General features: G+C 65.3%; 25 protein-coding genes and 2 tRNA genes. 21 read left to right on the forward strand and 6 right to left on the reverse strand.

All coding sequences use genetic code 11. The features are described 5' to 3' along the window. Window positions 1-21 precede the first annotated feature (21 nt). The 3 genes from DCM79_RS09860 to DCM79_RS09870 all read left to right on the forward strand — a co-directional run bounded on the left by DCM79_RS09860 (window position 22) and on the right by DCM79_RS09870 (window position 1,230). On the forward strand, window positions 22-753 hold the full coding sequence (locus tag DCM79_RS09860; RefSeq protein WP_257179664.1) for a tRNA-uridine aminocarboxypropyltransferase: 732 nt from the start codon (window positions 22-24) through the stop codon (window positions 751-753). A 57-nt stretch (window positions 754-810) separates the two neighbouring features. Next, a tRNA-Cys gene (locus DCM79_RS09865) sits at window positions 811-884 on the forward strand. 199 nt (window positions 885-1,083) lie between these two features. Beyond that, window positions 1,084-1,230, forward strand: coding sequence for a hypothetical protein (locus DCM79_RS09870; protein ID WP_257179665.1), 147 nt, complete (start codon window positions 1,084-1,086; stop codon window positions 1,228-1,230). An 85-nt stretch (window positions 1,231-1,315) separates the two neighbouring features. Here the strand turns inward: DCM79_RS09870 and DCM79_RS09875 are convergent, their stop codons facing one another. Then, entirely contained in the window at window positions 1,316-1,513 is a 198-nt protein-coding gene (locus DCM79_RS09875; RefSeq protein WP_028136522.1) for a hypothetical protein, read from the reverse strand. Window positions 1,514-1,773: 260 nt separating this feature from the next. On the opposite strand from DCM79_RS09875, the gene DCM79_RS09880 reads away from it, so the two are divergent. The 16 genes from DCM79_RS09880 (at window position 1,774) to DCM79_RS09955 (ending at window position 20,465) form a co-directional block, all read left to right on the forward strand. Further along, window positions 1,774-2,034, forward strand: coding sequence for a hypothetical protein (locus DCM79_RS09880; protein ID WP_257179666.1), 261 nt, complete (start codon window positions 1,774-1,776; stop codon window positions 2,032-2,034). Window positions 2,035-2,370: 336 nt separating this feature from the next. After that, complete coding sequence (locus DCM79_RS09885; RefSeq protein ID WP_257179667.1) at window positions 2,371-3,291, forward strand: ABC transporter substrate-binding protein; 921 nt, start codon at window positions 2,371-2,373, stop codon at window positions 3,289-3,291. Then, on the forward strand, window positions 3,291-4,913 hold the full coding sequence (locus DCM79_RS09890) for an amino acid ABC transporter permease/ATP-binding protein (RefSeq protein WP_257179668.1): 1,623 nt from the start codon (window positions 3,291-3,293) through the stop codon (window positions 4,911-4,913). Before DCM79_RS09885 ends, DCM79_RS09890 begins: the two co-directional genes overlap by 1 nt. Before the next feature lie 47 nt (window positions 4,914-4,960). Next, a complete protein-coding gene (locus tag DCM79_RS09895) occupies window positions 4,961-6,202 on the forward strand; it encodes an acetamidase/formamidase family protein (RefSeq protein ID WP_257179669.1) in 1,242 nt (413 codons plus the stop codon). 134 nt (window positions 6,203-6,336) lie between these two features. Next, window positions 6,337-8,667, forward strand: a complete 2,331-nt coding sequence (locus tag DCM79_RS09900; RefSeq protein WP_257180723.1) for an acetamidase/formamidase family protein — start codon at window positions 6,337-6,339, stop codon at window positions 8,665-8,667. Window positions 8,668-8,680: 13 nt separating this feature from the next. After that, the gene (locus DCM79_RS09905; RefSeq protein WP_257179670.1) at window positions 8,681-9,064 is read left to right on the forward strand and encodes a RidA family protein; all 384 of its coding nucleotides are present in this window, start codon (window positions 8,681-8,683) and stop codon (window positions 9,062-9,064) included. Window positions 9,065-9,263: 199 nt separating this feature from the next. After that, entirely contained in the window at window positions 9,264-10,427 is a 1,164-nt protein-coding gene (locus tag DCM79_RS09910) for a PspA/IM30 family protein (protein WP_257179671.1), read from the forward strand. 10 nt (window positions 10,428-10,437) lie between these two features. Then, window positions 10,438-11,100, forward strand: coding sequence for a YqiJ family protein (locus DCM79_RS09915; protein WP_257179672.1), 663 nt, complete (start codon window positions 10,438-10,440; stop codon window positions 11,098-11,100). Window positions 11,101-11,119: 19 nt separating this feature from the next. Further along, window positions 11,120-12,820, forward strand: a complete 1,701-nt coding sequence (locus DCM79_RS09920) for a flotillin family protein (protein ID WP_257179673.1) — start codon at window positions 11,120-11,122, stop codon at window positions 12,818-12,820. A 195-nt stretch (window positions 12,821-13,015) separates the two neighbouring features. Continuing rightward, a complete protein-coding gene (locus tag DCM79_RS09925; RefSeq protein ID WP_028136512.1) occupies window positions 13,016-13,384 on the forward strand; it encodes a hypothetical protein in 369 nt (122 codons plus the stop codon). Window positions 13,385-13,520: 136 nt separating this feature from the next. Then, window positions 13,521-13,595, forward strand: a tRNA-Asn gene (locus DCM79_RS09930). A 217-nt stretch (window positions 13,596-13,812) separates the two neighbouring features. Next, the gene (locus DCM79_RS09935) at window positions 13,813-13,992 is read left to right on the forward strand and encodes a hypothetical protein (protein ID WP_257179674.1); all 180 of its coding nucleotides are present in this window, start codon (window positions 13,813-13,815) and stop codon (window positions 13,990-13,992) included. Window positions 13,993-14,130: 138 nt separating this feature from the next. Continuing rightward, window positions 14,131-14,793 (forward strand): protein-L-isoaspartate O-methyltransferase, encoded by a 663-nt coding sequence (locus tag DCM79_RS09940; RefSeq protein ID WP_257179675.1) that lies wholly within the window; start codon window positions 14,131-14,133, stop codon window positions 14,791-14,793. A gap of 205 nt (window positions 14,794-14,998) precedes the next feature. Then, the gene (locus DCM79_RS09945) at window positions 14,999-16,384 is read left to right on the forward strand and encodes a TolC family outer membrane protein (protein ID WP_257180724.1); all 1,386 of its coding nucleotides are present in this window, start codon (window positions 14,999-15,001) and stop codon (window positions 16,382-16,384) included. A 304-nt stretch (window positions 16,385-16,688) separates the two neighbouring features. Beyond that, on the forward strand, window positions 16,689-17,459 hold the full coding sequence (locus DCM79_RS09950) for a PopZ family protein (protein WP_257179676.1): 771 nt from the start codon (window positions 16,689-16,691) through the stop codon (window positions 17,457-17,459). 129 nt (window positions 17,460-17,588) lie between these two features. Further along, complete coding sequence (locus DCM79_RS09955; RefSeq protein ID WP_257179677.1) at window positions 17,589-20,465, forward strand: valine--tRNA ligase; 2,877 nt, start codon at window positions 17,589-17,591, stop codon at window positions 20,463-20,465. A gap of 48 nt (window positions 20,466-20,513) precedes the next feature. Here DCM79_RS09955 and DCM79_RS09960 read toward each other — a convergent pair whose 3' ends face one another. Continuing rightward, entirely contained in the window at window positions 20,514-21,113 is a 600-nt protein-coding gene (locus DCM79_RS09960) for a DNA-3-methyladenine glycosylase (RefSeq protein ID WP_257179678.1), read from the reverse strand. A 130-nt stretch (window positions 21,114-21,243) separates the two neighbouring features. Between DCM79_RS09960 and lipA the strand changes: the two genes are divergently transcribed. Beyond that, on the forward strand, window positions 21,244-22,200 hold the full coding sequence (gene lipA / locus DCM79_RS09965; protein WP_257179679.1) for a lipoyl synthase: 957 nt from the start codon (window positions 21,244-21,246) through the stop codon (window positions 22,198-22,200). 6 nt (window positions 22,201-22,206) lie between these two features. Next, window positions 22,207-22,677, forward strand: a complete 471-nt coding sequence (locus DCM79_RS09970; protein ID WP_028136504.1) for a type II toxin-antitoxin system RatA family toxin — start codon at window positions 22,207-22,209, stop codon at window positions 22,675-22,677. A 162-nt stretch (window positions 22,678-22,839) separates the two neighbouring features. On the opposite strand, the gene DCM79_RS09975 is transcribed toward DCM79_RS09970, so the two are convergent. The 4 genes from DCM79_RS09975 to DCM79_RS09990 are packed head-to-tail and all read right to left on the reverse strand — an operon-like array spanning window position 22,840 to window position 26,009. Next, window positions 22,840-23,655 carry a cytochrome c gene (locus tag DCM79_RS09975; RefSeq protein WP_257179680.1) on the reverse strand — a complete coding sequence of 272 codons (816 nt, stop codon included), beginning with the start codon at window positions 23,653-23,655 and terminating at the stop codon, window positions 22,840-22,842. Further along, window positions 23,655-25,277, reverse strand: coding sequence for a b(o/a)3-type cytochrome-c oxidase subunit 1 (locus tag DCM79_RS09980; protein WP_257179681.1), 1,623 nt, complete (start codon window positions 25,275-25,277; stop codon window positions 23,655-23,657). Before DCM79_RS09980 ends, DCM79_RS09975 begins: the two co-directional genes overlap by 1 nt. Beyond that, window positions 25,264-25,833, reverse strand: a complete 570-nt coding sequence (locus DCM79_RS09985; protein WP_257179682.1) for a cytochrome C oxidase subunit II — start codon at window positions 25,831-25,833, stop codon at window positions 25,264-25,266. Before DCM79_RS09985 ends, DCM79_RS09980 begins: the two co-directional genes overlap by 14 nt. Further along, window positions 25,830-26,009 carry a hypothetical protein gene (locus DCM79_RS09990; RefSeq protein WP_257179683.1) on the reverse strand — a complete coding sequence of 60 codons (180 nt, stop codon included), beginning with the start codon at window positions 26,007-26,009 and terminating at the stop codon, window positions 25,830-25,832. Before DCM79_RS09990 ends, DCM79_RS09985 begins: the two co-directional genes overlap by 4 nt. Between the last annotated feature and the right edge of the window lie 6 nt (window positions 26,010-26,015).

Consider the following 26,015-nt stretch of genomic DNA (forward strand, 5'->3'; position numbering starts at 1 on the left):
ATGGAGCGTATAGCGGCGCCCATGTCGAACCCACCAGATACGGCCATCGCCGAGCCGATCCCCGAATGCCCGCATTGCCAGAAGCCGATGCCGCTGTGCATCTGCGACAGCGTCACGCCGATTGAAAATCGGCTGGCGCTGCTGATCCTGCAACATCCGCAGGAGCAGGACAGGGCGCTCGGCACCGCGCGTCTGCTTGCGCGGCATTTCGCCGACGCGACGTTGCGGGTCGGCCTGTCCTGGCCGAGCCTGTCCAAGGCGCTGGGTCGGCCGGTCGAGAACGCCGCGCGCTGGGCCGTGCTCTATCTCGGCTCGGCTCGCGCCGCCGATCTCGAGGCGGAAGGCGAGATCGTCGCGCTCGACCGCAAGGGGGGGATCGCGGAGAACCAGCGCGCGATCCTCAGCAAGCTCGAGGGAATCGTGTTGCTCGACGGCACGTGGAGCCAGGCCAAGGCGCTGTGGTGGCGCAATCCCTGGATGCTCAAGTGCCAGCGCGTGATCCTCAACCCGGCGCATCCCTCGCGCTATGGGCGCCTGCGCAAGGAGCCGCGCAAGGACGGGCTCTCGACCATCGAGGCCGCGGCAACGATCCTCGCGGGCCTCGAGCGGCGTCCCGACATCGCCGACACGCTGCGTGCGAGCTTCGAACGATTGTTGACCCGCTACCGCGAGGTCCAGGCCGAGATGCCGGAACTGGCGCCCAAGCCTGCACCGAAGGGGCGGCGCGACTTCCGACGGCGCAAACGCGGCTAAGCCGGATGAAGGCAGTTGCCTAAGCCATTGATCCCCTATATTGGTCCGGCCTTACGGGGCCACGTGGCGGAGTGGTTACGCAACGGTCTGCAAAACCGTGTACACCAGTTCAATTCTGGTCGTGGCCTCCATAACAACCCTCTGATCTTCCATTGTAATTTGATTTCGGATTGGTTCGTCCGATCCTGCGCGCGGCGCTCCGCTTAGGAGCTTGCCGGCGTGATCACCGGGTTCGCCCGGTGTCTCGTGGAAACCCCCGATTCAAGCCGCTGGCATAGAGTTCGCATCTGCGAAGTGATGCATCTCGTCACCCGAGCACTGGAGCCCACAATGGGCGACATCGTCCGATTTGTCCCGAAATCCGAGTTGGAGCGGGCCCGCCTCATCCGCGAGGCCCGCGCGATCTATGACAGCGTCTTTCCATCGGCCACGCCCGACCGGGCGCCGCAGGATGGCGAGGATCCCGTCAAGACCTGATCGTTGCCCGGGTCGGATTTCCGGCGCCAACGCCATGGCAAAGCGCCCGCGAGGCGGGCGGTCCGGTTCACGCTGAACGCGGCTCTCAGCAGGCCGCGTACCAGTCCTCGGGGAACGGCAGGAGCGGCCAGGCGCCCTCATTGTCATTGGCGGCTTTGGGTGTCGCGTCGAAGCTCCACGAGCGCGGCACGAATTCCTCCTCCGGCGCGAGAGCGAAATCTTCAATGACCATGGCGTCCCGGACAGCATCCAGCAGCAAGTTGAATTCGGCTTCGCTTCTCATCGCACCCTCGCAGAACGCGGATGGCGCAATGTCGCAAAGCCGGTTTGTCACCCGATTGAGCCGATCGTTCGCATTTTAACGATCCGGCGATCGAGGTTTGATTGGTTAGCGATTTCTTAAAGTCCCGGCGGAAATCTACGTTCCGCTCCGGCGCGCGCAGTGTGAAGGAAATCACATCCTGCGCGATTTTTTTCTCCTACCCGTTCGCAGGATACCGGCCAGGAAAGGCCGGGAGGCGGCAGGGCGACAGGAGACTGGTCATGAAGGCGAGGTTCTTGCGGTTTGCGGGTGTGAAGAGCCGGGCGCGCGGCGCGTCCACGGTCGGGCTGTTCCTGACGCTGTTCGCCTCCGCTGCCCACGCGCAAGGGACGGCGGAACAGCGCCGGGCCTGCACCCCCGACGTCTACCGGCTCTGCGCCGGCGAGATTCCCAATGTCCGCGCCATCACGGCCTGCCTGCGCCGTAACCGCTCCAGCCTGAGCGAGGCTTGCCGCAGCGTGTTCGACCAGGCCGGCGGGTGAGCCCGCCTGTGGATTGTTGCGCAGCAAGTGGCTATGCGGACGCCCCAATTCCCAGCACCCGCCCTGTGGATATGCTGCGGATAGGTTGTTGAAGGGCGGTCAGTTGCGGCATCGCCGCTGCACCGAGCAACACCTATCGTCGCGCACGAACTGGGAAGCTCAAATCGCGTCGCCCTGGCATGCGACCAGTTTTTGTGCAGCGCCTTGCCCAAACCGCGGGCCTGCTCGATCCAATTTTTTGTACGCCCGCGGACAAGCTTTTCGAGCGGGATCCCACCTAGCTTCGCGTTCGACCTGGAACATGGCAGGCGCCATGACAACGCGAAGGAGCTGGAGATGGAGAGACGGGTTTTGCCGCAGGCGCGGCGGGGATTGGTGCGCGCATCATTGCCACCGCGCAAGCTCATGCTCGGCGCCGCCGCAGCTTTTGGACTCCTTGTTGCAGCACCGCTGAGCGCGCAGGCCGCAGCGCCCGCCGCCTGCGCCGCGCTCCAGGAAAAATATCCGGACTGGAAGGGCAAGACGCTGGTCAACGCCATCAATCCGCATACGCCGGGCTATGAGACCATCGATACCAAGGATCCCAGCAAGTATATCGGCTTCGACATCGATCTCGGCGAAGCCATCGGCGAATGCCTCGGTTTCAAGCTGACCTACAAGGCGGTGACGTTCGCGGCGCTCCTGACCACGCTCGCCGCGGGGCAAGCCGACATCGTGATCTCCGACATCTACGCCACCAAGGAGCGTGCCAAGGCCGCCGACTTCATCACCTACTCGAAGGTGTTCGACGGCGTCCTCGTCGCCAAGGGCAATCCGAAGGGCATCAACGGCATCAACTTGTCGCTGTGTGGCGCCGCTGCGGCCGAAAACACCGGCTATGTCGAGGTGCCCTTGATCCAGGCGCTGATCCCGGAATGCAAGAAGGCCGGCAAGCCCGAGCCGACCATCCAGCTCTACGACAACAACGCCAACTGCATCCAGGCGATCCTCGCCGGCCGCGCCGACACCTACATCAACGACGTCAACACCGTCGACAGTGCCGTCAAGGCCTATCCGGACAAGCTGGAGAAGGCGATCGCCGTGACGATCCCGTATTCCGTCGGCATCGCCGTGCCCAAGAACAAGCCGAAATTCCGCGACGCCGTGCTCGCCGCGTTGATCGAAGTGCAGAAGGCCGGAACCCATATGGAGCTTCTGAAGAAGCACGGGCTCGATGTGAACAATTTCATGGAGCCGGAAATTCTCACGGCCGACTGATGTCGCTGTTCCTCCACTACCTGAGCATGCCGTATCTGCTCGCGGGCATCGAGCTCACCCTCGAGGTGACTGCCCTCGGGCTCGGCGGTGGATTGATCCTCGGATTGATCCTCGCCGGCATGCAGCTCTCCCGCTTCTGGCTCCTGGCGGCGATCGCCAGGGCCTACACCGTGATCTTCCGCGGCACCCCGCTGATCCTGCAGATGGTGTTCGCCTACGACGCGTTGCCGCATATCGGCATCAAGCTGCCGGCGGTGCTGGCGGCCGGACTCGCACTGGCCTGCAACGAAGCGCCGTTCATCGCGGAGATGCTGCGCGCCGGCGTGCTCGGCGTCGACCGCGGACAACTGACGGCCGGACAGGCGCTGGGCATGACGCCGTCGGTGCTGATGCGCAGGATCATCGCGCCGCAGGCCATCCGCACCATGATCCCGGCCTTCGGCAACGAGGCGGTGAGTGCGCTGAAGAATTCCTCGCTCGCCTCCGTCGTCGCGGTGCAGGAGCTGACCTTGCGCTCGACGCAGCTGGCGTCCTCGACCTTCGATTTCTTCTCGATCTTTTTCGCCTCGGGTCTGCTCTATCTCGTTCTAACCACGGCCATCAGCGTCATCCAGCTCTTCGTCGAATGGTGGCTCGATCTCGACCGCACCACGCGCCGCGAGCGTAGGCTCGCCGATTATCTGCCCTGGCGCCGCGTCGATCTGGCTGCCAAGCTCGAACTGGCCGATGCGACCGCCGCCGATCCCGAGCCCGCGCCGGCAGAGCTCGCGGTCACGCCGCCGCTGGCCCTGACCCGCGAGGAGCGGGCCCGCCGCGCCGCGACGATCGCGCGCAACAATATCGCGGTCGAAGTGAAGGACCTGACCAAGAGCTACGGGTCACAGACGGTGCTCGATGGCCTCGACCTCACGGTGCGCATCGGCGAGGTGGTCGCGCTGCTCGGCCCGAGCGGCTCCGGAAAGAGCACGCTGCTTCGCTGCATCAATCACCTCGAAAACTGGGATGCCGGCACCGTGCGCGTCGGCGGCCGGCGCCTCGGCTTCGGCGAGAACGGCAAGCCGTTGTCGCCGCGGGCGATCGCCAATGAGCGCGCCAGTGTCGGCGTCGGCATGGTGTTCCAGCAGTTCAATCTGTTCGCGCATCTTTCGGCCAAGGAGAACATCGCCGGCCCCTTGCGCTGGGTTCATGGCATGACCCGCATCGATGCCGATCGCCGCGCCGCCGAGCTGCTCGATCGTGTCGGGCTTTCGCATCGCGCCCATGCGCTGCCGCGGCATCTTTCCGGCGGCCAGCAGCAGCGCGTTGCCATTGCCCGTGCGCTGGCGCCGAACCCGAGCGTGCTGCTGCTGGACGAGCCGACCTCGGCACTCGATCCGGAGCTGGTCAACGAGGTGCTGGAGGTGATCCGGCGCCTGGCCATCGACGACGGCCTCACCATGATCATCTCGACGCACCAGATCCGCTTCGCAGACGAGGTCGCCGATCGCGTCGCCTTCCTGAGCGGCGGCGCGATCATCGAGGAGGGGCCCGCGCACGATGTGCTCACCAATCCCCACCATCCGCTGACGGCACGATTCCTCAGCGTGATGGAAGCCGACAAGACCCCGGAGACGGTGCGATGACCATCGTCACGACACTCCAAGACCGCGTTCCCTGAAGAGGCTACCTCATGAAGCATGTCACGTTGTCGGTTTCGCCGAAGACCGTCCACTGGGGTTATTTTTCCAAGACAGTGGCGCCGGCCCTGACGCTGCGCTCCGGAGATCGCGCCACGATCGAGACGCTGACCCATCACGCCAATGACGATTACGAGCGAATGATCCAGGGCGATCCGGGCGCCGAGAGCGTGTTCCAGTGGACGCGCGAGTACAAGGCCGTCGCGCGCCGCGGCTCAGGTCCGACGGAAGGCCCGTTCATCCGCGGTGCGGGCGAGGGAATCGGCGTGCATCTGCTCACCGGTCCGGTCGCGATCGAAGGTGCCGAGCCCGGCGACATTCTGGAGGTACGCATCCTCGATGTCCGGCCGCGGCCGAGTTGCAGCGCGTGCCATGCCGGCCGCTGCTTCGGCTCCAACGTCGCTGCGAACTGGGGCTTTCACTATCACGACCTGATCGAGGAGCCGAAGCCGCGCGAGGTCATCACCATCTTCGAACTCGATACCGCGGGCGAGCCCTACGCGAAGGCGCTCTACAACTATGTCTGGACGCCGCAGACTGATCCCGACGGCATCGTGCATCCGACCATCGACTATCCCGGCGTCCGCGTCGATCACGCCACCATCAGGAAGCGCGAGAACATTCTGTCCAGCGTCAAGGTGCCGGCGCGGCTGCATTTCGGCACGATGGGCCTTGCGCCGTCGGAAGCCGATTTCGTCAGCTCGATTCCGCCCGGCTATACCGGCGGCAACATCGACGACTGGCGCATCGGCAAGGGCGCGCGGATGTTCTATCCGGTCGCCGTCCCCGGCGCCTATTTCTCGGTCGGCGATCCTCACGCTGCGCAAGGTGACAGCGAGCTCGGCGGCACCGCGATCGAGACCTCGCTGACCGGCGATTTCGAATTTATCCTGCATAAGAAGGCCGACCTTGCCGGCACCAGCCTCGAAGGCCTCGACCACCCGATGCTCGAGACCGACCAGGCCTGGTCCTTCTACGGCTTCACCTATCCGAACTATCTCGCCACGCTCGGCGCCGATGCACAAACCGAGATTGCCAATCACTCCAGCCTCGACCGTGCGATGCGCGACGCGTTCCGAAAACTCCGCCGTTTCCTGATGACGGTGCACCGTCTCAGCGAGGACGAGGCGATCTCGCTGCTGTCGGTCGCGGCGGATTTCGGCGTCACCCAGGTGGTCGACGCCAATTGGGGCGTCCATGGCACGATCCGCAAGAACGTCTTCCGATGCGACTAATACATTGAGACCAAGTCTGTTTTTGGGATGAGCACGTGACAGGCAGAGACCATTTGCGGCCTGTTGCGGCGACGGACGACCGCGCGCGTCTGGCACAGAGGTTGCTTCGATCGACGGCAACCTGGGTCGATCCGATGAGCTTCCGTCCGTTCACGAGCGAGTCCTACGCGCGAGACGACCGTCCGGAAGCCTGGCGGGACGTGCTGGCTGCTGTCGGCCTGAAGCCTTCGGGTGGCCACAGCAGCTTCGACGGACACGCAAGTGCGTCGCACCGGCACGCTGCAGGCGTCGCGCTGACACGCGTGGCCGCGGGCACGCAGAGCGTCGGACCGCTGCCGCGCGCAAACGAGGACCTTCCCATCGCACTCATGCCGGTGGAGGACGGCATGGTGCTGGAATGCGCCGGCGGCCACCGCATCGTCCCCGTCGGGCACCTCGTGCTGCTGCCGCGAAGCGGCGGCTGGCGGATCGTGTTCCAGCGCGACATGCGGGCGATCGTGCTCTCGGTGACGTCGGAGGCTTTGCATGGGCGCCTGTCGGGCAGGCCCCGGTTCGGCGAGCCCCGGGTCGTTCCGCCGAGCGGCTTTGCCGACCTGTTCTCGCGCATGCTGGATGCAACCGCGCGCACGCTCGACACGCTGAGCGACACCGAATGGAATCTGGTCGCGCGTTCGCTGGTGGACCTGCTGCTGACGCTCGCGCATCAGCAGGCATCCTCGGCCGCAGATGCGGGATCGAGCGCGACGCAATCCGCGCTTCTGCACAGGATCTGCCAGACGATCGAGCATCGCCTCGACGATCCCGGTCTCGGGCCCGCGCGTGTCGCCGAGGCCGAGGGGATATCCGAGCGCTATTTGCAGAAGCTGTTCGAGACGGTCGGGGACAATTTCACCCATTACGTTCGCGAACGCCGGCTTCAGCGTGCCTGGGCCGACCTTTCCAATCCGGCCGAGGCGCACCGGTCGATCTCGGAGATCGCCTACGCCTATGGCTTCGGCGATTCCGCGCATTTCAGCCGAGCCTTCCGCCACCGCTTCGGCCTGCCGCCGCGCGAGTTTCGCCAGCAGGAGGCGGAGCGCGCGACGGCGCATCACGGCGTTCCAGGCCAGCGCGGCTGGCCCCAGGAGGCGCTGGCACAGCTTCGCGCGCATCAGAGCGTTGAGGCGCGCAGCAGCGTCGCCTGCGCCGGTGCCGAGAAACCGGCCGCGTCGGAGCGCCGGCATCACCATCTTCCCGTCGAAGCCAGCCGCGTCCATTGGGGTTATTTCAGCCGCTCTCTACCGCCGCAGATCGAGATCGCCTCGGGCGACACCATCACCATCGAGACGCTGACGCAGCACGCCTCCGACGATCCCGAGTTGATGATCGAGGGCGATGCCGCCGCCGAAAGCGTGTTCGGCTGGACGCGGCAGCGGAAGAACGTCGACCGCCGCGGGGCAGGGCCGATGGACGCCAGCGTGTTCGGCCGTGGTGCAGGCGAGGGATTTGGCGTGCACATCTGCACCGGTCCGGTGGCTGTGAAGGACGCTCAACCCGGCGACGTGCTCGAGGTGCGCATCCTCGACATCGTGCCGCGGGCGAGCCGTCATCCCGATCATGCGGGCCGCGTGTTCGGTTCCTCGGTCGCGGCGTGGTGGGGCTATCATTACAACGAGTTTCTCGGCGGTCTTAAGCCACGCGAAGCCGTCACCATCTACGAGATATTCGACAACGCCGACGAGGCCCATGCCCGCGCCCTCTATTCCTACCGATGGGAGCCGCAGACCGATCCTTTCGGCGTCGTTCACACGACCTACGACTATCCCGGCGTTCCCGTCGCATCCGCCACGATCAAGCGTCGCCATGCCGTGCTCGACGGCATCAAGATTCCCCTGCGTCCCCATTTCGGCGTGATCGCGGTGGCACCGCGCGAGGTCGATTTCGTCGATTCCGTGCCGCCATCCTATTTCGGCGGCAATCTGGACAATTGGCGGCTGGGGAAGGGGGCAACCGTCTATCTGCCGGTTTCCGTGCCCGGCGCGCTTCTGTCGGTCGGCGATCCCCACGCCGCCCAGGGCGATGGCGAGCTCAGCGGCACGGCGATCGAATGCTCGATGACCGGCACCTTCGAGGTGATCCTGCACAAGAAGGCGGATCTTGCCGGCCGGCCTTTCGCCGATCTCTCTTATCCCCTGATCGAGACCGCCACCGATTGGGTGCTGACCGGCTTCAGTCATCCGAACTACCTCGCGGAGTTCGGCGCCCAGGGACAAAGCGAGGTCTACGCCAAGTCTTCGCTCGATCTCGCCATGAAGGATGCGTTTCGCAAGATGCGGCGCTTCCTGATGAACGTCAAAGGCCTCAGCGAGGACGAGGCCATCGCGCTGATGTCGGCCGCCGTCGATTTCGGCGTGACGCAGGTGGTCGACGGCAATTGGGGCGTGCACGCCATCCTCAGCAAGCGCCTGTTTCAAGACGCATCCTAACAAGGACACCCAAGTGAAATTCCACATGATCAGCGGCGGACCGAAGCCGGTCGCGCCTTTCAGCCATGCGGTGGAAACCGATGGCTTCGTCTTCGTCACGGGCCAGATGCCGGACACGCCGCAGGCGCCGGGCGTGCTGCCCGAGGGCATCGTCGCGCAGACCCGCGCGGTGATGGCGAATTTGAAGATCGTCTTGGCCGGTCTCGATCTCGGCCTCGAGCATGTCGTGATGACGCGAGTTTATCTCACGCGCTTCCGGGACGACTACACGGCCATGAACGAGACCTACCGCACGTTCTTTCCGCCGGACCGGCTCCCCGCGCGCACCTGTGTCGGGGTCACCGGGCTCGCCTATGACGCGTTGATCGAGATTGATCTGGTGTGCCGTCGGCCGTGACGGTCGGAAGGGTGGGCCGAGAGCGTGCCCATTTGTCTCAAATTGCAATCTCTGCGGGCAGAAGATCTTGATCGGTTGTGAGTAGAGGTATCGGGGGCTTGAACGTGGGCGGCGACCGGCGCGACTAACCGGCAGAGTGCCGAGGGATCAGAGGAATGTGAACAACCGCCTCTTCCTAAAGTACTAAAATGGTGCTTTAGTGCTTTTCATGAGCCAATCCTCTCGAAACGCGCCGTCCGCGCTGCGTTACCGGCTCGCCCCTGACCCGGCCGCCAAGGCCGCTCTGGAGGCGACGTTCCAGGCCTATGACCGCATGATGGAGATCCTCGACGAGGTGGCGCGGACGCATAATGTCGGCTCCAACGTCGTGCTGCTGCATGCCCACGCCTATGACCCGATCCGCAAGGCAACCGCATTGCCGTCGCGCCTCGTGACGCTCGGCCTGCGCGACCGCAGCGACTATCGCGCGGCGCAGGGCCGCCGCCTGCCGCTCGACGACAAGCTCGCCAAGATCAAAGGCCCGGCCACCATCTCGATTGCGACCGTGCAAGGCCGCTTCAGCGTGCCATTCGACTATGCCGGCTATGCCGAGGGCTGGGGGCAAAGCGTGCCCGCGTGCCTGGTTCGCACCGAGGACGGTTTCGAAGTCCACTACGGCGTCACGCCGAACATTCTGCCAGAGGAGGAGAACGCTATGGATAACATCGCTGCCGCTCCCGACAATTTCCTGTCCCGGGTCGGGCGCCTGATCGCCGGGATCGCTTACGACGCGATTGAGCAGGCGGAAGGCAAGAACAAGCTTGGAGTGGTCGGACAGGCCATCCGCGAGATCGAGCGCGCCGAGATCGAAGCGCGCGACGCGCTCGCTGCCGCGCGTGCCGAGGAATACCGCCTCAACGCGCGCCGCACCGAAATCGAGCGCGAGATGGCCAATCTCGCCCCCAAGATCGAAACCGCGATCGCCGATGGCCGCGACGACCTCGCGCGCGCCGGCATCGCGCGGCAGATGGATCTGGAGGCCCAGTTCGACGTGCTCTCCCGCGCCATCGACGAGAACAACGAGAAGATCGAGCAATCTGTCACCTCGCTGCGTGCGGTGCTGTCGGCCCTCCAGGACGCCGAGCAGCGCCGCGCCGAGCTCGAAAAGAGCGAGGCGGCCGCAAGCCAGCAGGGCTCGACGTCGTCCCGCAAGCAGGGCGGCACTTCCGCCGCAGCCAAGGCCTTGCGTGCGGGCAGGGCGGTGGCCCGCGCCACCGGCGTGCCCCAGGCCATTCCGTATTCGAGCGACATCGACGAGCTCAGCACGCTCCATCGCGACAAGGAAATTGCGGCGAGGCTGGCGCGTCTCAAGTCACGCACCTGAGTGCCGTGTCATGAGCGCTCTGCTCGAACACGTCATGTCGCCGGAGGTGAGGCCGTTCGCGATTGCGGCGGCCATGATCGTCATCGTCGGCTCGATCGAGGTGGTCTCGATGCTGGTCGGGGCCTCCCTGAGCGAGATGCTCGGCACCCACTTCGATTTTGGTCATCCCAGCGACAACGGCGTGATCAACGCCATCTCCTGGATCAACGTCGGCGGCGTGCCGCTCCTCATCTTCTTGCTGCTCCTGCTCGGCGCCTTCTCCATCACCGGCTTCCTGATCCAGGACGTCGCGCGGATGGTGGCCGGTCCCTTGCCGGCGACGGTCGCCTCGGTCGGGGCGGTCGTGGTCTCGGTTCCACTGGTCCGCGCCGCCAGCCGTGCCATCGCGCGGGTCATTCCCAGGGATGAAAGCTACGCCGTCGGCCTCGGCGACCTCGTCGGCCGTATCGGTGAGGTCGTTATCGGCCCGCTGGACCAGGGACCGCCCGGCCGCGTCAGCGTCACCGATGTCCATGGCAACCGCCATTTCGTTTCGGCGGTCGCGGCGCCGTCATCGGCACCTTTGCCGCAGGGAACCGCGGTCCTGCTCGTCGATCGGGCCGGCACGCGCTTCGTGGCGGTCAAGGCCGACGATGAACTCAAACCTTCCAAGCCCAGTCTAAGCAGCAGCTAGGTCATTATCGGAGAAAGTCATGTTCGACATCGCAGTCCCGGCCTTGATCGGCGTCGCGCTGATCGTCGTCCTGGGTATCGTCTTCACCATCCTCTACAAGCGTGCCACCCGCGACGAAGCCTTCGTGCGCACCGGCCTCGGCGGCAAGAAGGTCGTGCTCGACGGCGGCGCCATGATCCTGCCGATCTTCCACTCCTATGCCAGCGTCAACCTGAAGACGCTGCGGCTTACTGTGGAACGCAAGGAACGGGAATCCCTGATCACCAAGGACCGCCTGCGGGTCGACATCGTCGCGGAGTTCTACGTCCGCGTCCGCCCGGACGAAGAGAGCATCGCGCTGGCAAGCCAGACGCTGGGCGCGCTGACCAACGACGCCGAGGCGCTGCGCAACCAGGTCGAGGCGAAATTCGTCGACGGCCTGCGCTCGGTGGCCGCGACCATGACCATCCTGGAGCTTCAGGAGAAGCGCTCGGACTTCGTCAAGCACGTGCAGTCCACGGTCGAATCCGACGTGAAATCGAACGGCCTCGAGCTTGAATCGGTGTCGCTGACCAAGCTGGACCAGACCGACGTCAAGTTCTTCAATCCCGAGAACTTCTTCGACGCCGAAGGCCTCACCCAGCTCAAGACAGTCACCGAAACCCGCCGCCGCGACCGCAACGCCATCGTGCGGGACAACGAGGTGGCGATCGCGCAAAAGGACCTCGAGGCGCGGCAGCAGACCCTCGGCATCGAGCGGACCAAGAAGGAAGCCGAGCTTTCGCAGGAGCGCGACATCGCCAACAAGACCGCGAGCACCCGCGCCGAGGTCGCAACCGCAACCCAGACCGCGCGCCTGACCGAGGAGAACGCCCGTATCGATACCGACAGGGCGGTCGCCGAGAAGGAGGCCGGTGCCAAGCAGGTCAAGGAAACCGCGGTGATCGAATCGGATCTGGCGATCAACAAGCGCAAGACCGACGCCCAGCGCGAGATCCAGATCGCCACGCAGGAGAACGAGATCCAGATCGCCGCCAAGAGCAAGGAGACCTCGGAAGCCGTCGCCGAAGCCAAGACCGCCGAAGCACTCGCCGTCTCCGCGGAGGAGAAGGTCGTGACGGCGCGTGCGGTCGAGGTGGCCGATCGCGCCCGTCTCACCCAGGTGCTGGCCGCGCGGACCGAGGCCGAACGCAAGTCGACCGAGCTGATCGTCGCGGCCGAGGCGGAGAAGAAGGCTTCGCTCGATCGCGCCGAGGCCGTGAAGACGCTGGCCACCGCCGAAGCCGAGTCCAACAAGATCAAGGCCGTCGGCGTCCGCGACATCGGTGAGGCCGAGGCCGCCGTCATCACCATGAAGAATGAGGCGCAGAACAAGCTCGGCAGCAACATCATCGACTTCGAGATCGCCAAGAGGCGGATCGAGACGATGCCGTCGGCGCTGGCCGAGATGGTCAAGCCGATCGCCAACCTCAAGGACGTCCGCATCCTGCACACCGGCGGCGCGTTCGGCGGCAACGGCGCCGGCGGAGGCAATGTCGGCTTCGGCGAAGGTCTCGCCGGCGAGCTGCTCAAGGTGCACGCGCTGCGTCCGATGATCGACGAGATCCTGCGCCAGGGCGGCTTTGCGCCCGGCGACGATCCCGTGCAGGCGCTGGTCGGCGCCGTGACCGGGAAGAGCAACGGCGCTGCCGTGCCGGTCGCTGCGCCGGCACCGGCGAAGACAAACTCCGCCGATCTATGAATGCCCGTTCATTGCTGCTGAGAATTCGAAACGATAGAAACAGTCCCGCGCGTCTCGCGTCGCGCAACGGTCCGGAGCGCAGCTCGACGGCGTATTGAACCCTTCGATCGCGCTCCGGACGTCTCGTCAGGCAACGCTTTTTGTTGCCGCGGCGCCTGCCGAGCGACCGAGACCTGTTTCGATCGGAGGATTTTCATGAAGTATTTTCTGTCTGGATTGATCGCGATCGGTCTGTCGATCGCGGCCATGCCGTCGCTGGCGGCCGACGCCCGCAACGTCACCGTCGTCAACGAGACCGGCTATGCCATCAAATTCCTGGGCTTCAACGCGCCCGATGATGGCCTGGACGAGTGGGACAACGAGCTCGAGAAGGTGTTGCAGAACCAGGCCAGCACCTATGTCGAGTTCGACGAGGACGACGAGGGCTGCATCTGGAACATCCGCGTCGATTGGCAGAGCTACGACGAGGCGGTGCTGTGGAAGAACGTCAACCTCTGCAAGATGACAGCGCTTCGGCTGCGCTACGATTCCGGCACCAGGACCACCTCGTTTCTCGCGGAATAGCGGCTGCCGCTGACGGCCGGAGGAGGGGCCATCCAGACCCTTCCTCAAGGACGTTTCGGAGGACGACGAATTCGTCCTTTGCAAGCGCAAGCGGCTTTGTTATACGCAGCCGCGCGCGAGCCACTGGTTCGCCTTTTCCTCGGTAGCTCAGCGGTAGAGCATCCGACTGTTAATCGGATGGTCGCTGGTTCGAATCCAGCCCGGGGAGCCAAATTTTTCCGCAAGTTCAATGAGTTGTCGTCGCGTCCTCGCGCGTTGCGCGATTTCGTTGCATTGATCTCTGAACCCTGTGCCCCCACGATTCCGGCCGGGAATTCGCGTTCAAGCAGATGTGTGGACGGGCGTCGTCGCGTCATGCGGACGGCGCCAAATCGACTCAATTGAAATCGAGCATCGACAGCTGCCGGATTTTGACGGAGCTGATTCCCATGCCAGACATCCAGGTCGACCGTTCCCGAATGGCCCCCTCGATCCTGCCGGCCGACATCCCGGAGCTGAGCGACGACGAATGCCTCGCGTGTCTGGCGCGCGCGGTCGAGACGCCCGATTCGGCACGGCTGGATGAGGTCGCAGCTCTGATCGGCCGCCTCGCGGTGGCGATCGAATAACCCGCTCCGGCGGCCGATGCGGTAAGATGCGGAAGCCTTGGTCCCGCGGGCGAACGGCCGTGTTGCGTTTTGGCCGTGCATGCTCCAAAGATGCCGCGAATTTCGTCCGCGGCATCGTCCGCATTGCAGGGTCCGCAAATGTCCGGTTTCTCGACCGCGCGCCTCAAAATGGTCGATGGCCAGGTGCGCACCAATGACGTCACCGACCGTCGTGTTCTCGATGCCATGCTTACGGTTCCGCGCGAGGCCTTCGTGCCGGCCGCCCGGCAGGCCCTGGCCTATCTCGATCTCGACCTCGACGTCAGCGAAGGCACAGCCAAGCGCTTCCTCATCAAGCCGCAGCTGACCGGCAAGCTGCTTCAGGCCGCCGAGATCGACGAGGGCGACAGCGTGCTGGTGGTCGGCTGCGCCACCGGATACCTCGCGGCGCTGGCCGCCAGGCTGGCCCGCCAGGTCACCGCGACGGAATGCGATTCGGCGCTCGCCGCGAAGGCCAGGGATGCCTTTGCGTCTCAGGGGCTTGCCAATGTCACCTGCAAGGCCGCGTCCTGCAGCGAAGGCGATCCGTCCGCCGCGCCCTATGACGTGATCATCCTCAATGGCGCTGCCGAGGTGATGCCGGAGGCGCTGCTCGGACAGCTGAAGGAGGGCGGGCGCCTGGTCGGGGTGTCCGCCGAATCCAGGCCGCCGCGGGCCATGATCGTGACCCGGACCCACGGTGAATTCGGCCATCGAACCCTGTTCGACGCCACCGCTCCGGTCCTTCCCGGGCTCGAACGGGCGGCCGCTTTCGTCTTCTGACGACCCAAAGCCCGTTAAAATCCCGTTCTGAATCAGAAGTGTGGCCGGGATGCTGCACGTGAAGAGTTTCCACCGAGAACTCGCCTGAGGTAGTTCCGTCGCGCTAATCCGCATCCTATGTTGCGGCGGGGCAACGACTCCACTCGTAGACGGTAACCCAGCTCGCGGGCACGAGCCGGGCGTTAGAATGAACGGAATTTCAGGGATGCATGGGGTGAAGCTCTTCACCGGAGCTGCGGTTTCGGTCCTGCTGCTGGCGCTTGCCGGGCCGGTGCCTGCCTTGGCGGATACGATCGAGTCCGCGCTGGTGCGCGCCTATCAGAACAATCCGCAGCTCAACGCACAGCGTGCCCAGGTGCGCTCGACTGACGAAAACGTGCCGCAGGCCTTGTCCGGCTATCGCCCCAGGGTCTCGCTGACGGCGAGCGGCGGCTATCAGTATTCGGACTTCCAAAGCCAGCGCGGCGGCGCGCCAAGCAGCGGGCCCGGCATTCCGCGAAGCGTCGGACTGACTGCTTCCCAGACCTTGTACAACGGCAACCAGACCGCCAACAGGACGCGCGCCGCGGAGAGCCAGGTGTCCGGCTCCCGCGAAGCGCTGCGCAGTCTCGATCAGACCGTGCTGCTCCAGGCTGCCACGACCTACATGGACTATCTGCGCGATGCCGCGACGCTCGAAGTCCAGCGCAGCAACGTGCGGGTGCTCGAGCAGACGCTGAAGCAGACCCGCGACCGCTTCAATGTCGGCGAGGTGACCCGCACCGACGTTGCGCAATCGGAAGCACAGCTGGCGGCCGGCAGGACGCAGGCTCTGACCGCCGAATCGAATCTCAACACAACCCGTGCGAACTTCCGCCGCATCATCGGCAACGAGCCGACGAACCTGGCGCCCGGCTCGCCGGTCGACCGTTTCCTGCCCGCAACGCTCGCTGCCGCAGTCGAGCTCGGCCTCGTCGAGCATCCGAATGTCACGGCCGCGATGTTCGGCATCGACGTCAATTTTCTGCAGGTCAAGGTTGCCGAGGGCGCGCTGCTGCCGACCGTCACCCTGCAGACCAGCGTGACCCAGGCCTACGAACAATCCCTGATCCAGTACCGCGCGTTCAACGCGTCCGCGCTCGCGCAGATCTCGGTGCCGATCTATCAGGGCGGCAGCGAATATTCGCTAATCCGCCAATCCAAGGAAAATCTGGCGCAGCAGCGTCTCAACCTCGAGAACACGCGGGACCAGACCCGCGCGACCATCGTACAATGGTGGGGGTCGTTGCAAGCCGGCAAGGCGCAGGTGCAGTCGGCGCAGGCGCAGGTGACGGCGTCCGAGATCGCGCTGAACGGCGTGCGCGAGGAAGCCAAGGCCGGTCAGCGCACCACCCTCGACGTGCTCAACGCGCAGCAGGCGCTGGTCAATGCGCGCGTCGCGCTCGTGACCGCGCAGCACGACCGGGTCGTCGCGTCCTACAACGTCCTCGCCGCCGTCGGCCGTCTGGCGCCGCAGGTGCTTGGCCTGTCGACCAATGTCTACGATCCCAGCGTTCACTACCATCAGGTCCGCGACAGCTGGGCCGGCGTGCGCACGCCTGACGGGCGCTGATCCCCGTAATCGTCCGGTCGGCCTCGCGAACAGGCGAAGCCGACCGGCACTTTGCTTGCAATCATCAAAATCCCTGACATAGCCTTGCCGAGACAATGCGGGTCGATTCGCCTCGTATTGATGCCGTATGCGTAAAGCTTGAGTGCCGGGGGCAGGGGCGCACCGCCGCACGTTGAGCCGTGATCTGGGGACAAGTCGGGCTGCCGCGACGAAAATGGCAGGCCGCACGCCCGGAACCGGGCCAATCCTGCCTTGCTTGGTGTAAAACAACGCATGCGAGGGCGTTGATGATGTGGAGTCGGAGATGACGCAGCCTGCAAAGGTCACAGAACCCTCGATGGAGGAGATTCTGGCCTCGATCCGGCGCATCATTGCCGACGACGAGGCCAAGCCGCCGGCGGCCGAGGCCGCTAAGCCTGAGAAAGCCGCGGCCCCCGCAGCGCCGCCGAAGCCGCAGGCGATGAACGACATTCCACCCTCCAAGGTGGCACCGGCCAAACCGGCCGCCGAGAAGTCCGCTCCACCTCCAGCCCCAGCCCCGGCTCCCGCGCCTGCCGCCGATGCATCGCCAAACAGCCAGGACGATATCGACGCGCTGCTGGCGGGGCTCGACGCGGCCACGCCAGCGCCCGAGGTTCGCGCGCCCGAACCGGAGCCTGAGCCCGAGCCTGAACCCGACGTGCTCGAATTGACCGACGAGATGGCGATGGATCCGACGCCGGCTCCGCCGCCGCCGAGCTTCCGCAAGGTCGAGCCGCGGGACGATCTCGAATTCGCCGAATCGCCGCCGCCGCGCCCGACGCCACCGCCGCCGTCCTACGCGCCGGTAGACTTCGATGCGCCGCCGCTGCCGCCGCAGCAGCCCATGCTGGCGCAATCGACGGTCTCGGCGGTGGAATCCGCCTTCAACTCGCTGGCCCATACGGTGCTCAGCAGCAATGCACGGACACTGGAGGATCTGGTCAAGGAGATGCTGCGGCCGATGCTGAAATCCTGGCTCGACGACAATTTGCCGGGCCTCGTCGAACGTATCGTGAAGGCCGAAATCGAGCGGGTCTCGCGCGGCGGCCGCTGAGAGGGGCGCTGCGGCCCCGATAAAGCCCTGCTCCCAGGGCATGTTGGGCCTGCGGACCGGGCTGGAAGGCCCTTTTGCCGCTGAGCTTTCCGTTGACTTGACCCGCGCACGCGGCTTTCTAGCAGCCCCATGATCGAGAAAAATTACCAGCCCGCCGATATCGAAGCCCGCATGTCCGTGGTGTGGGAGGACAGCCTTGCCTTCAAGGCGGGTCGTCCCGACCGCCGCGACGCCGTGCCCTTCACCATCGTGATCCCGCCGCCGAACGTGACGGGCTCGCTGCACATGGGCCACGCCCTCAACAACACGCTGCAGGACATCCTGTGCCGGTTCGAGCGCATGCGCGGCCGCGACGTGCTGTGGCAGCCCGGCACCGACCATGCCGGCATCGCCACCCAGATGGTGGTCGAGCGCCAGTTGATGGAGCGTCAGCAGCCCGGCCGCCGCGAGATGGGCCGCGCCAAATTTCTCGAGCGGGTCTGGCAGTGGAAGGCCGAGAGCGGCGACACCATCATCAACCAGCTCAAGCGCCTCGGCGCGTCCTGCGACTGGTCGCGCGAACGCTTCACCATGGACGAGGGCCTGTCGAAGGCCGTCGTCAAGGTGTTCGTCGAGCTGCATCGCGAAGGGCTGATCTACAAGGACAAGCGGCTGGTGAACTGGGACACCAAGCTGCTCACCGCGATCTCGGATCTCGAGGTGCAGCAGACCGAGGTCAAGGGTCACCTCTGGTATCTGCGCTATCCGATCGAGGGCAGGACGTTCAGCCCCGAGGATCCCTCGAGCTTCATCGTCGTCGCCACCACGCGTCCCGAGACCATGCTCGGCGACACCGGCGTCGCCGTGCATCCCGAGGATGAGCGCTATCAGAAGCTGGTCGGCCACAACGTGATCCTGCCGCTGGTCGGCCGCAAGATCAAAATCGTCGCCGACGATTATTCCGATCCGGAGAAGGGCTCGGGCGCGGTCAAGATCACGCCGGCGCACGACTTCAACGACTTCGAGGTCGGCAATCGCCACGGCCTCGCCCGCATCAGCGTGATCGACAGGGAGGGTTGTCTCGATCTCGTCGACAACGAGGACTATCTGCGCGACCTGCCTGAAGGCGCCGGGCAGTTCGCCGAGGAGTTTCACAAGGTCGACCGCTTCGCCGCGCGCAAGCGCATCGTCGAGCGGCTGGAGAGCTTCGGCTTCGTCGAGCGGATCGAGCCGCACACCCACATGGTGCCGCATGGCGATCGGTCCGGCACCGTGATCGAGCCGTACCTGACCGACCAATGGTATGTCGACGCCAAGACGCTGGCGAGGCCTGCGATCGCGGCGGTGCGTTCGGGCGAGACGACGTTCGTGCCGAAAAACTGGGAGAAAACCTATTTCGACTGGATGGAGAACATCCAGCCCTGGTGCATCTCGCGCCAGCTCTGGTGGGGCCACCAGATCCCGGCCTGGTACGGGCCCGACGGCAAGGTGTTCGTCGCCGAGACCGAGGAGGAGGCGATCAGCCACGCCCTCGGCTACTACGTCGAGCAGGAGGTCATCACGGCCGAGCAGGGCCGCGAAATGGCGCTCGACCGCAACAAGCGCGAAGGCTTCATCACGCGCGACGAGGACGTGCTCGACACCTGGTTCTCCTCGGCGCTGTGGCCGTTCTCGACGCTGGGCTGGCCGGATGACACGCCGGAGGTGCAGCGCTACTACCCGACCAATGCGCTGGTGACCGGCTTCGACATCATCTTCTTCTGGGTCGCCCGCATGATGATGATGGGCCTGCACTTCATGAAGGAAGTGCCGTTCTCGACCATCTACATCCACGCCCTCGTCCGCGACGAGAAGGGCGCCAAGATGTCGAAGTCGAAGGGCAACGTCATCGATCCGCTCAACCTGATCGACGAATACGGCGCGGACGCGCTGCGCTTCACGCTGGCCGCGATGGCGGCGCAGGGGCGCGACATCAAGCTCGCCACCAGCCGCGTCGAAGGCTACCGCAATTTCGCGACCAAGCTCTGGAACGCCTGCCGCTTCGCCGAGATGAACCAGTGCGCCGTGCCTGAAGGCTTCGAGCCGGCGAAGGCGAAGGAGACGCTGAACCGCTGGATCGCGCATGAGAGCGCGCACACCACGCGCGAGGTGACCGAGGCGATCGAAGCCTATCGCTTCAACGATGCGGCCGGCAGCATCTACCGCTTCGTCTGGAACGTCTATTGCGACTGGTATGTCGAGCTCGCCAAGCCCGTGCTGCTCGGGCCTGACAGTCCGGCCAAGGACGAGACCCGCGCCATGGTCGCCTGGGCGCGCGACGAGATCCTGAAGCTGCTGCACCCCTTCATGCCGTTCATCACCGAGGAGCTTTGGGAGGTGACGGCCAAGCGCGACGGCCTGCTCGCGCTGGCGCCATGGCCGCTGCAGCGGACCGAGTCGACGCCCGAGCAGATTGCGATGCTCGCTGCGACGACGGCGACGATTGATCCGCTGGTCTCGCCGGCCTGGGTGCTGCCGATCTTCGATCATGCCGACTTCACCGACCCTGCGGCCGAGGCCGAGATCGGCTGGGTGATCGACCTCATCACGCAGATCCGTTCGGTGCGCGCCGAGATGAACATTCCGCCGGCGACGCTGACGGCTTTGGTGCTGGCGGGCGCCTCGGCCGAGACGAGGGAGCGCGCGCCGCGCTGGACCGACGTGATCAAGCGCATGGCGCGGCTGTCGGACATCTCCTTCGCCGACCGCGCACCCGACGGCGCCGTCCAGCTGCTCGTGCGCGGCGAGGTGGCTGCGCTGCCGCTGAAGGGCGTGATCGACGTCGCTGCCGAGCGCGCGCGTCTCGACAAGGAGATGGCCAAGGCCGACGCCGACATCAAGCGCGCCGAATCCAAGCTGGCGAACGAGAAATTCGTCGCCAACGCGGCCGAGGAGGTCGTCGAGGAGGAGCGCGAAAAGCGCGAGGCCGCGCTGGCCCGCAAGGCCAAGCTGCTCGAGGCGCTGGAGCGGCTGAAGCAGGCGTCGTAGCAGCGCCGTCATTCCGGGTTCGGCCTTCGAGCCGCCCCGGAATGACCGTCACTTCGGAAACGGCTTGCTCAAGAATTTCGAGCCCCTGATGCCATAGCGCCAGGGCAGCTCGACCGCCTTGGTGATGCCGATCCGGATGCCGGTTGCGACCTCGACATCCTCGGTCCGCGCATGCAGTGCGATCGGCGGCCGGTCCAGCGGCAGGGCATTGTGCGCGATGGTGATCCCGAGCGCCTCGGTCAGCTTGCCCGGACCCGAGCACAGCGCATGCAGCTCCTGGAGATGACGGCGGCGGCGCATCTTGGCGATACCATGCGTCGGCTCGATCGCACGGATCAGCACGGCGCTGGCCGAGCCTTCTTCCTCGCACACGAAGTTCACGCACCAGTGGATGCCGTAGGAGCGATAGACGTAGGCATAACCGGGCGGGCCGAACATCACCTGGTTCCGCGGCGTCGGCCCGTTGTAGGAATGCGCCGCCGGGTCGGTATGATGATAGGCCTCGACCTCGACGATGATCCCGCCGATTCCGTCGACCAGCATCGTCGCGCCGATCAGGTCTGGCGCGACCTCGTGGACGCTGCGGCCGAAAAAGGCACGCTTCAGCGGCTTGCCGAGCCGCGGGGATGCGTTCGATCTTGGAGCCATTCGAGATGAGAATCGCCAGAGGACAGAGCAGGATATTGCCCATATCTGCCATGTTCCCTGAAGCGGGGCGAGCCGGGTTGCGATGCCCCGCCAGACCGACTAGGTAGGACCTGAACAGACCGGACACCCCATGGTCGTAATCGTCGATACCATCTCGAACCCGCTGCGCCCGCGCCACCCCGAAAAGGTGAACCGGCCCGATTCCGCTTCGCCGCCGAAGCCGGACTGGATCCGCGTGCGCGCGCCCAACACCCGCGGCTATGCCGACACCCGCAACATCGTGCGGTCGAACGGCCTGCACACGGTGTGCGAGGAAGCGGGCTGCCCGAACATCGGCGAGTGCTGGGACAAGAAGCACGCGACCTTCATGATCATGGGTGACACCTGCACCCGCGCCTGCGCCTTCTGCAACGTCAAGACCGGCCTGCCGAATGCGCTGGATGCGGCCGAGCCCGAGAATGTCGCCGAGGCGACCGCCAAGCTGGGCCTTGCCCACGTCGTCATTACCTCGGTCGACCGCGATGACCTCACTGATGGCGGGGCCGAGCATTTTGCCCAGACCATCCGCGCCATCCGCGCCGCGTGTCCCTCGACCACGATCGAGATCCTGACGCCGGACTTCCTGCGCAAGGAGGGGGCGCTCGAAATCGTCGTCGCCGCCAAGCCCGACGTCTTCAACCACAATCTCGAGACCGTGCCCTCGCGCTATCTCACGGTGCGGCCGGGCGCGCGCTATTTCCACTCGATCCGGCTGCTGCAGCGGGTCAAGGAGCTCGATCCCACCATCTTCACCAAGTCCGGCATCATGGTCGGCCTCGGCGAGGAGCGCCACGAGGTGCAGCAGGTGATGGACGATCTGCGTTCCGCCGACGTCGATTTCCTGACCATCGGCCAGTACCTGCAGCCGACCCGCAAGCACCATGCGGTGATGCGCTACGTGCCGCCGGACGAGTTCGCCTCCTACGAGAAGGTGGCCTACACCAAGGGCTTCCTGATGGTGTCCGCGAGCCCGCTCACCCGCTCGTCGCATCATGCCGGCGAGGATTTTGCGAGACTGAAGGCCGCGCGGGCAGCGCACGCCCGCTGAATCGCCATGCCCAAGTTTTCGAGCAAGCGCCGTGTCAATCACAGCGCATCCGAGATGTTCGACCTGGTCGCCGACGTCGAGCGCTACCCGGAATTCGTGCCGCTCTGCAGCGCGCTGAAGGTGCGCCAGCGGATGGCCAAGCCCGACGGCACCGAGGTGCTGGTCGCCGACATGACGGTGTCGTTCAAGCTGGTCAGGGAATCCTTCACCAGCCGGGTGACGCTCGATCGCGCCAATCTGAAGATTCTCGTCGAATATCTGCAAGGCCCCTTCAGCAATCTGGAGAACCGCTGGACGTTCGAGCCCAAAGGTGAGGGCGTCTGCGACGTCGGCTTCTTCCTGTCCTACGAATTCAGGAGTCGCATGCTGGCGTTGCTGATGGGCTCGATGTTCGATGCCGCCTTCGCGCGCTTCTCCACCGCGTTCGAGAAGCGGGCCGACGCGATCTACGGCCGGCCGAAGCTGGCGTCGACGTAGGGTGCTTGTAGGTCTCGTGTCCCGGACGCGGTGCAGCGCGTAGCGCTGCTCCGCAGTGCCGGGACCCATGCCGCCGCCTACGCACCTTTGGAGACATGGGCCCCGGCTCTGCGGCGCATCGCTGAAGGAGCGCGGCGCTGCGTCCGGGGCACGAGACCGTGCTCAATCCACTGCCTTCACCACATCCGGCGGCTGCGAGGCGTAATACGCTGCGGCCTGCTCGATCTCTTGCGGCGTCATGGCGCGGGCGATGTTACGCATCTGCTGGCTGATGTCGTTACGGCGGTCGCCGGACGCGAAGGCCTGGAGCTGCGCCTTCATATAAGCTTCCGATTGTCCTTCGAGCCACGGGCTGCCGGTCTTGTTGTCGAGGCTGCCATGGCAAGAGCCGCAGGGCGCGATGCCGCGCATCGGCGCGCCGTAGATCACGATGTTGGGCTTCGGCAGTTGCGGCGTCGGGTGGTAGGCCGGCAGCCGCGGCAGATAGGCGTAATAGTTCGAGAGATCAGCAATTTCTTGATCGGTCAGGTTGACCGCGAACGGCGTCATCACGGCATTGCTGCGCGCGCCCGATCGGAAGTCGAGCAGCTGCTTGTAGATCACGGCGGCATATTGTCCGGCGAGATTCGGCGAGTCTGCGCGGCTGACGCCGGTCGGGCCGTGGCAGATCGCGCAGCGCTGCGCCAGCGTCGCGCCGCGGCCGATCGCCTCCTGGCTCGGGCGCGCCAGCGTGTTCGAGGTGAGCACGACCTCCGACAGGCGCCTGGTCTGCTCGGGCGCCGTGACATCAGGCGCACGCTGCAGGACGCCGGCAGCGCTGCAGATCGCGTCCCAGGCATTGGCGAACTGCACCCAGGGCTGCGCAAAGGGCAGCACCAGGAATCCCGCAATCGCGGTGACGATCAGGATCACGGCGGTGAGGCCGACGCCGATCCTGAAATGACTGTTACGGACGGTGAAGAGGTCGCGCGTGCTCATCACTGCGCTCCGACATAGACGGCCGGCACCGAGGTCCCCGAACTCAGTGCCAGATTCAGAATCGGATAGCCGTAATTGGTGAGGGTCAGCGCAATCATCAGCGCCACCCACAGTGCGTGCGTGTTGAGCGCGACAGGCACCGTCTTCGGCTCATGCACAGCGAGCGCAAAGCGATACGGGCCGGCGTCGGCCTCAGGCGCACGCATGGCGCGCGCGAGGATGACGATGAACATGATCCCCGAGGCCAGCAGGATGAAGCCGCCGATCGCCGAGAGAGTGACGGACAACGCCTGCGGCGCGATGGCCGGGTCGCCGAAATCGAAATAGGCCATGCGGCGCGGCATGCCCAAAATGCCGACCCAGTGCCACGGGAAGGTGGTGACGATCATGCCGATGAACCAGAGCCAGAGCTGGGTGCGGATCAGGCGGAGATCGATCAGCTCGCGCCCGGTCAGATGCGGCCATAGATCGTAGGCGATCGCAAAATACATGATCACGATGGCGCCGCCGAAGATCAGGTGGAAATGGCCGGTGATCCACTGCGTGTTGTGGATCGACGCATCGAGCTGGTAGCTCATGTTGATGAGGCCGCCGGCGCCGCCGAAGCCGAGCATGACGAACGAGAATGCCAGCGCCAGCATCATCGGATTGTCCCAGGGCAGGGCCCTGATCCAGCCGAACAGGCCACGGCCGCCACGCAGGCGCGCCGCGATCTCGACCGAGGCGCAGATCGTGAACACGGTCAGCAGCGTCGGCAACGCCACGAGCGCGGTGAAGGCCGAATGGATGAACTTGAAGCCGGCACCGACTTGCGGATCGGCGAAAGTGTGGTGCATGCCGATCGGCATCGCCACCACCAGGAATAGGATGAACGAGATCCGCGCCATGCTGTCGGAATAGACGCGGCCGCCGATCGCGCGCGGCACGATGGTGTAATAGGCGATGTAGGTTGGCATCAGCCAGAAATAGACGATGGCATGCAGCGTCCAGGAGAAAAAGATGCGGGCGAGGCCGGCGTCGATGGTGTTCTTCAGGCCGGCCGCGACCGGAATGATCTGGAGCAGCAGCTCGAGTGCAGCGCCGACGGCGGTCCAGGCCCACAAATAGGAGCCCGCGACATTGGCGAACATGGCGAGCGGCACCGGCGCGCCGGGATGGGCCCTGCGCCAGACGCGCAAATTGATCGACATCAGCGCGACCCAGATCCACGAGCCGACCACGACCAGGACCACGCCGAGATAGTAGAAGACGTTGCCGATCAGCGGCGGATAGAACGTGTAGAGCACCGAGGCGCGGCCGAGCGCGATCGGGATCACTGCCATGATGCTGCCGGCGACTATCAGCCAGAAGCCGCCCCAGGCCCAGCGCACGCCGACCAGGCGCTGCCCAAGCGCGGATTCGCTGATGGCATAGCCAAAACCCATCGCGACCAGCGTCGGGAACACATAGCCCATCACCGTGCCATGCGCGGTCAGCGAGCGATAATAAAGCTCGGGATTGGACAGCCAGGTGCCGATCGGGCTGCGGATGAACATCTGCCAGGCGCCGAGCGTGAGCGCGATGCCGAACAGGGCAAAGGCCAACCAGAAATGGGCGAGAATGAGCTTCCTATTGACCAACACAGCTCAGCCTCCCGCCGCCCTTCGCGCGGTTCGCAAAGTCGGCCTTGTCGATCACCTTGACCTTGCCCCACATGCCCTCGTGGCCGAAGGAGCAGAACTCCTGGCAGGGCATCAGATAGTCGCCCGTCCTGGTGAAGCGCATGAGCTGCTCTGAAATGTAGCCCGGCACCAGCATGGTATTGACGTTGGTGCCCTGGATCAGGATGCCGTGCACGACGTCGGCGCTGGTGGCGCGCAGCGTGATCGGCGTGTCAGCAGGCACCAGGATGCAGGCCGGCGTGAAGGAGTATTGCTGACCGATTGCGCGTACGGTCACGTTGCCGTTGGCCTCGAGCACGCTGCCCAGATTGCTCTCGACGAACTCGCCGGACAGATGCAGGCGCGAGGGATCGGTGATCTCGACGCGCGGCTGCGGCATGGTGGCGCGATGGATGCCGGCGAAGGCCGCCAGCAGGGCCATCATCACGATGATGATCACGGCAATGGTGGCCCAGCGCCGCTCGACGCGGGCCGCGACCTCGGCGCTGGCGCTGCCGTGGGTGTCTTGTGCGCTCATTGCAGCGGTCCGCGCGGCAGGAACACGAACAGATAGAAGGCGAACCACATCGCGACCACGCAGGCCGTGGCGATGCCGGCGAGCAGAAGCGCGCCGGAGGGTCCTCGCGCGACGACCTCCTCGACGGCCTGGTCGGCGGCGGCGGCAGAGCTGGTCGGCGGATCGGAATTGATCATGTGATG

The organism is Bradyrhizobium sp. WBOS07, from assembly GCF_024585165.1.
GTDB classification, from domain to species: Bacteria; Pseudomonadota; Alphaproteobacteria; order Rhizobiales; family Xanthobacteraceae; genus Bradyrhizobium; species Bradyrhizobium japonicum_B.

Bases quoted from the DNA above. Each gene is read 5' to 3' on its own strand.
- DCM79_RS09860 (WP_257179664.1), top strand. From the start codon at position 22: ATGTCGAACCCACCAGATACGGCCATCGCCGAGCCGATCCCCGAATGC.
- DCM79_RS09870 (WP_257179665.1), top strand. From the start codon at position 1,084: ATGGGCGACATCGTCCGATTTGTCCCGAAATCCGAGTTGGAGCGGGCC.
- DCM79_RS09875 (WP_028136522.1), bottom strand. From the start codon at position 1,513: ATGAGAAGCGAAGCCGAATTCAACTTGCTGCTGGATGCTGTCCGGGAC.
- DCM79_RS09880 (WP_257179666.1), top strand. From the start codon at position 1,774: ATGAAGGCGAGGTTCTTGCGGTTTGCGGGTGTGAAGAGCCGGGCGCGC.
- DCM79_RS09885 (WP_257179667.1), top strand. From the start codon at position 2,371: ATGGAGAGACGGGTTTTGCCGCAGGCGCGGCGGGGATTGGTGCGCGCA.
- DCM79_RS09890 (WP_257179668.1), top strand. From the start codon at position 3,291: ATGTCGCTGTTCCTCCACTACCTGAGCATGCCGTATCTGCTCGCGGGC.
- DCM79_RS09895 (WP_257179669.1), top strand. From the start codon at position 4,961: ATGAAGCATGTCACGTTGTCGGTTTCGCCGAAGACCGTCCACTGGGGT.
- DCM79_RS09900 (WP_257180723.1), top strand. From the start codon at position 6,337: ATGAGCTTCCGTCCGTTCACGAGCGAGTCCTACGCGCGAGACGACCGT.
- DCM79_RS09915 (WP_257179672.1), top strand. From the start codon at position 10,438: ATGAGCGCTCTGCTCGAACACGTCATGTCGCCGGAGGTGAGGCCGTTC.
- DCM79_RS09920 (WP_257179673.1), top strand. From the start codon at position 11,120: ATGTTCGACATCGCAGTCCCGGCCTTGATCGGCGTCGCGCTGATCGTC.
- DCM79_RS09925 (WP_028136512.1), top strand. From the start codon at position 13,016: ATGAAGTATTTTCTGTCTGGATTGATCGCGATCGGTCTGTCGATCGCG.
- DCM79_RS09935 (WP_257179674.1), top strand. From the start codon at position 13,813: ATGCCAGACATCCAGGTCGACCGTTCCCGAATGGCCCCCTCGATCCTG.
- DCM79_RS09940 (WP_257179675.1), top strand. From the start codon at position 14,131: ATGTCCGGTTTCTCGACCGCGCGCCTCAAAATGGTCGATGGCCAGGTG.
- DCM79_RS09945 (WP_257180724.1), top strand. From the start codon at position 14,999: ATGCATGGGGTGAAGCTCTTCACCGGAGCTGCGGTTTCGGTCCTGCTG.
- DCM79_RS09950 (WP_257179676.1), top strand. From the start codon at position 16,689: ATGACGCAGCCTGCAAAGGTCACAGAACCCTCGATGGAGGAGATTCTG.
- DCM79_RS09955 (WP_257179677.1), top strand. From the start codon at position 17,589: ATGATCGAGAAAAATTACCAGCCCGCCGATATCGAAGCCCGCATGTCC.
- DCM79_RS09960 (WP_257179678.1), bottom strand. From the start codon at position 21,113: ATGGCTCCAAGATCGAACGCATCCCCGCGGCTCGGCAAGCCGCTGAAG.
- lipA (WP_257179679.1), top strand. From the start codon at position 21,244: ATGGTCGTAATCGTCGATACCATCTCGAACCCGCTGCGCCCGCGCCAC.
- DCM79_RS09970 (WP_028136504.1), top strand. From the start codon at position 22,207: ATGCCCAAGTTTTCGAGCAAGCGCCGTGTCAATCACAGCGCATCCGAG.
- DCM79_RS09975 (WP_257179680.1), bottom strand. From the start codon at position 23,655: ATGAGCACGCGCGACCTCTTCACCGTCCGTAACAGTCATTTCAGGATC.
- DCM79_RS09985 (WP_257179682.1), bottom strand. From the start codon at position 25,833: ATGAGCGCACAAGACACCCACGGCAGCGCCAGCGCCGAGGTCGCGGCC.
- DCM79_RS09990 (WP_257179683.1), bottom strand. From the start codon at position 26,009: ATGATCAATTCCGATCCGCCGACCAGCTCTGCCGCCGCCGCCGACCAG.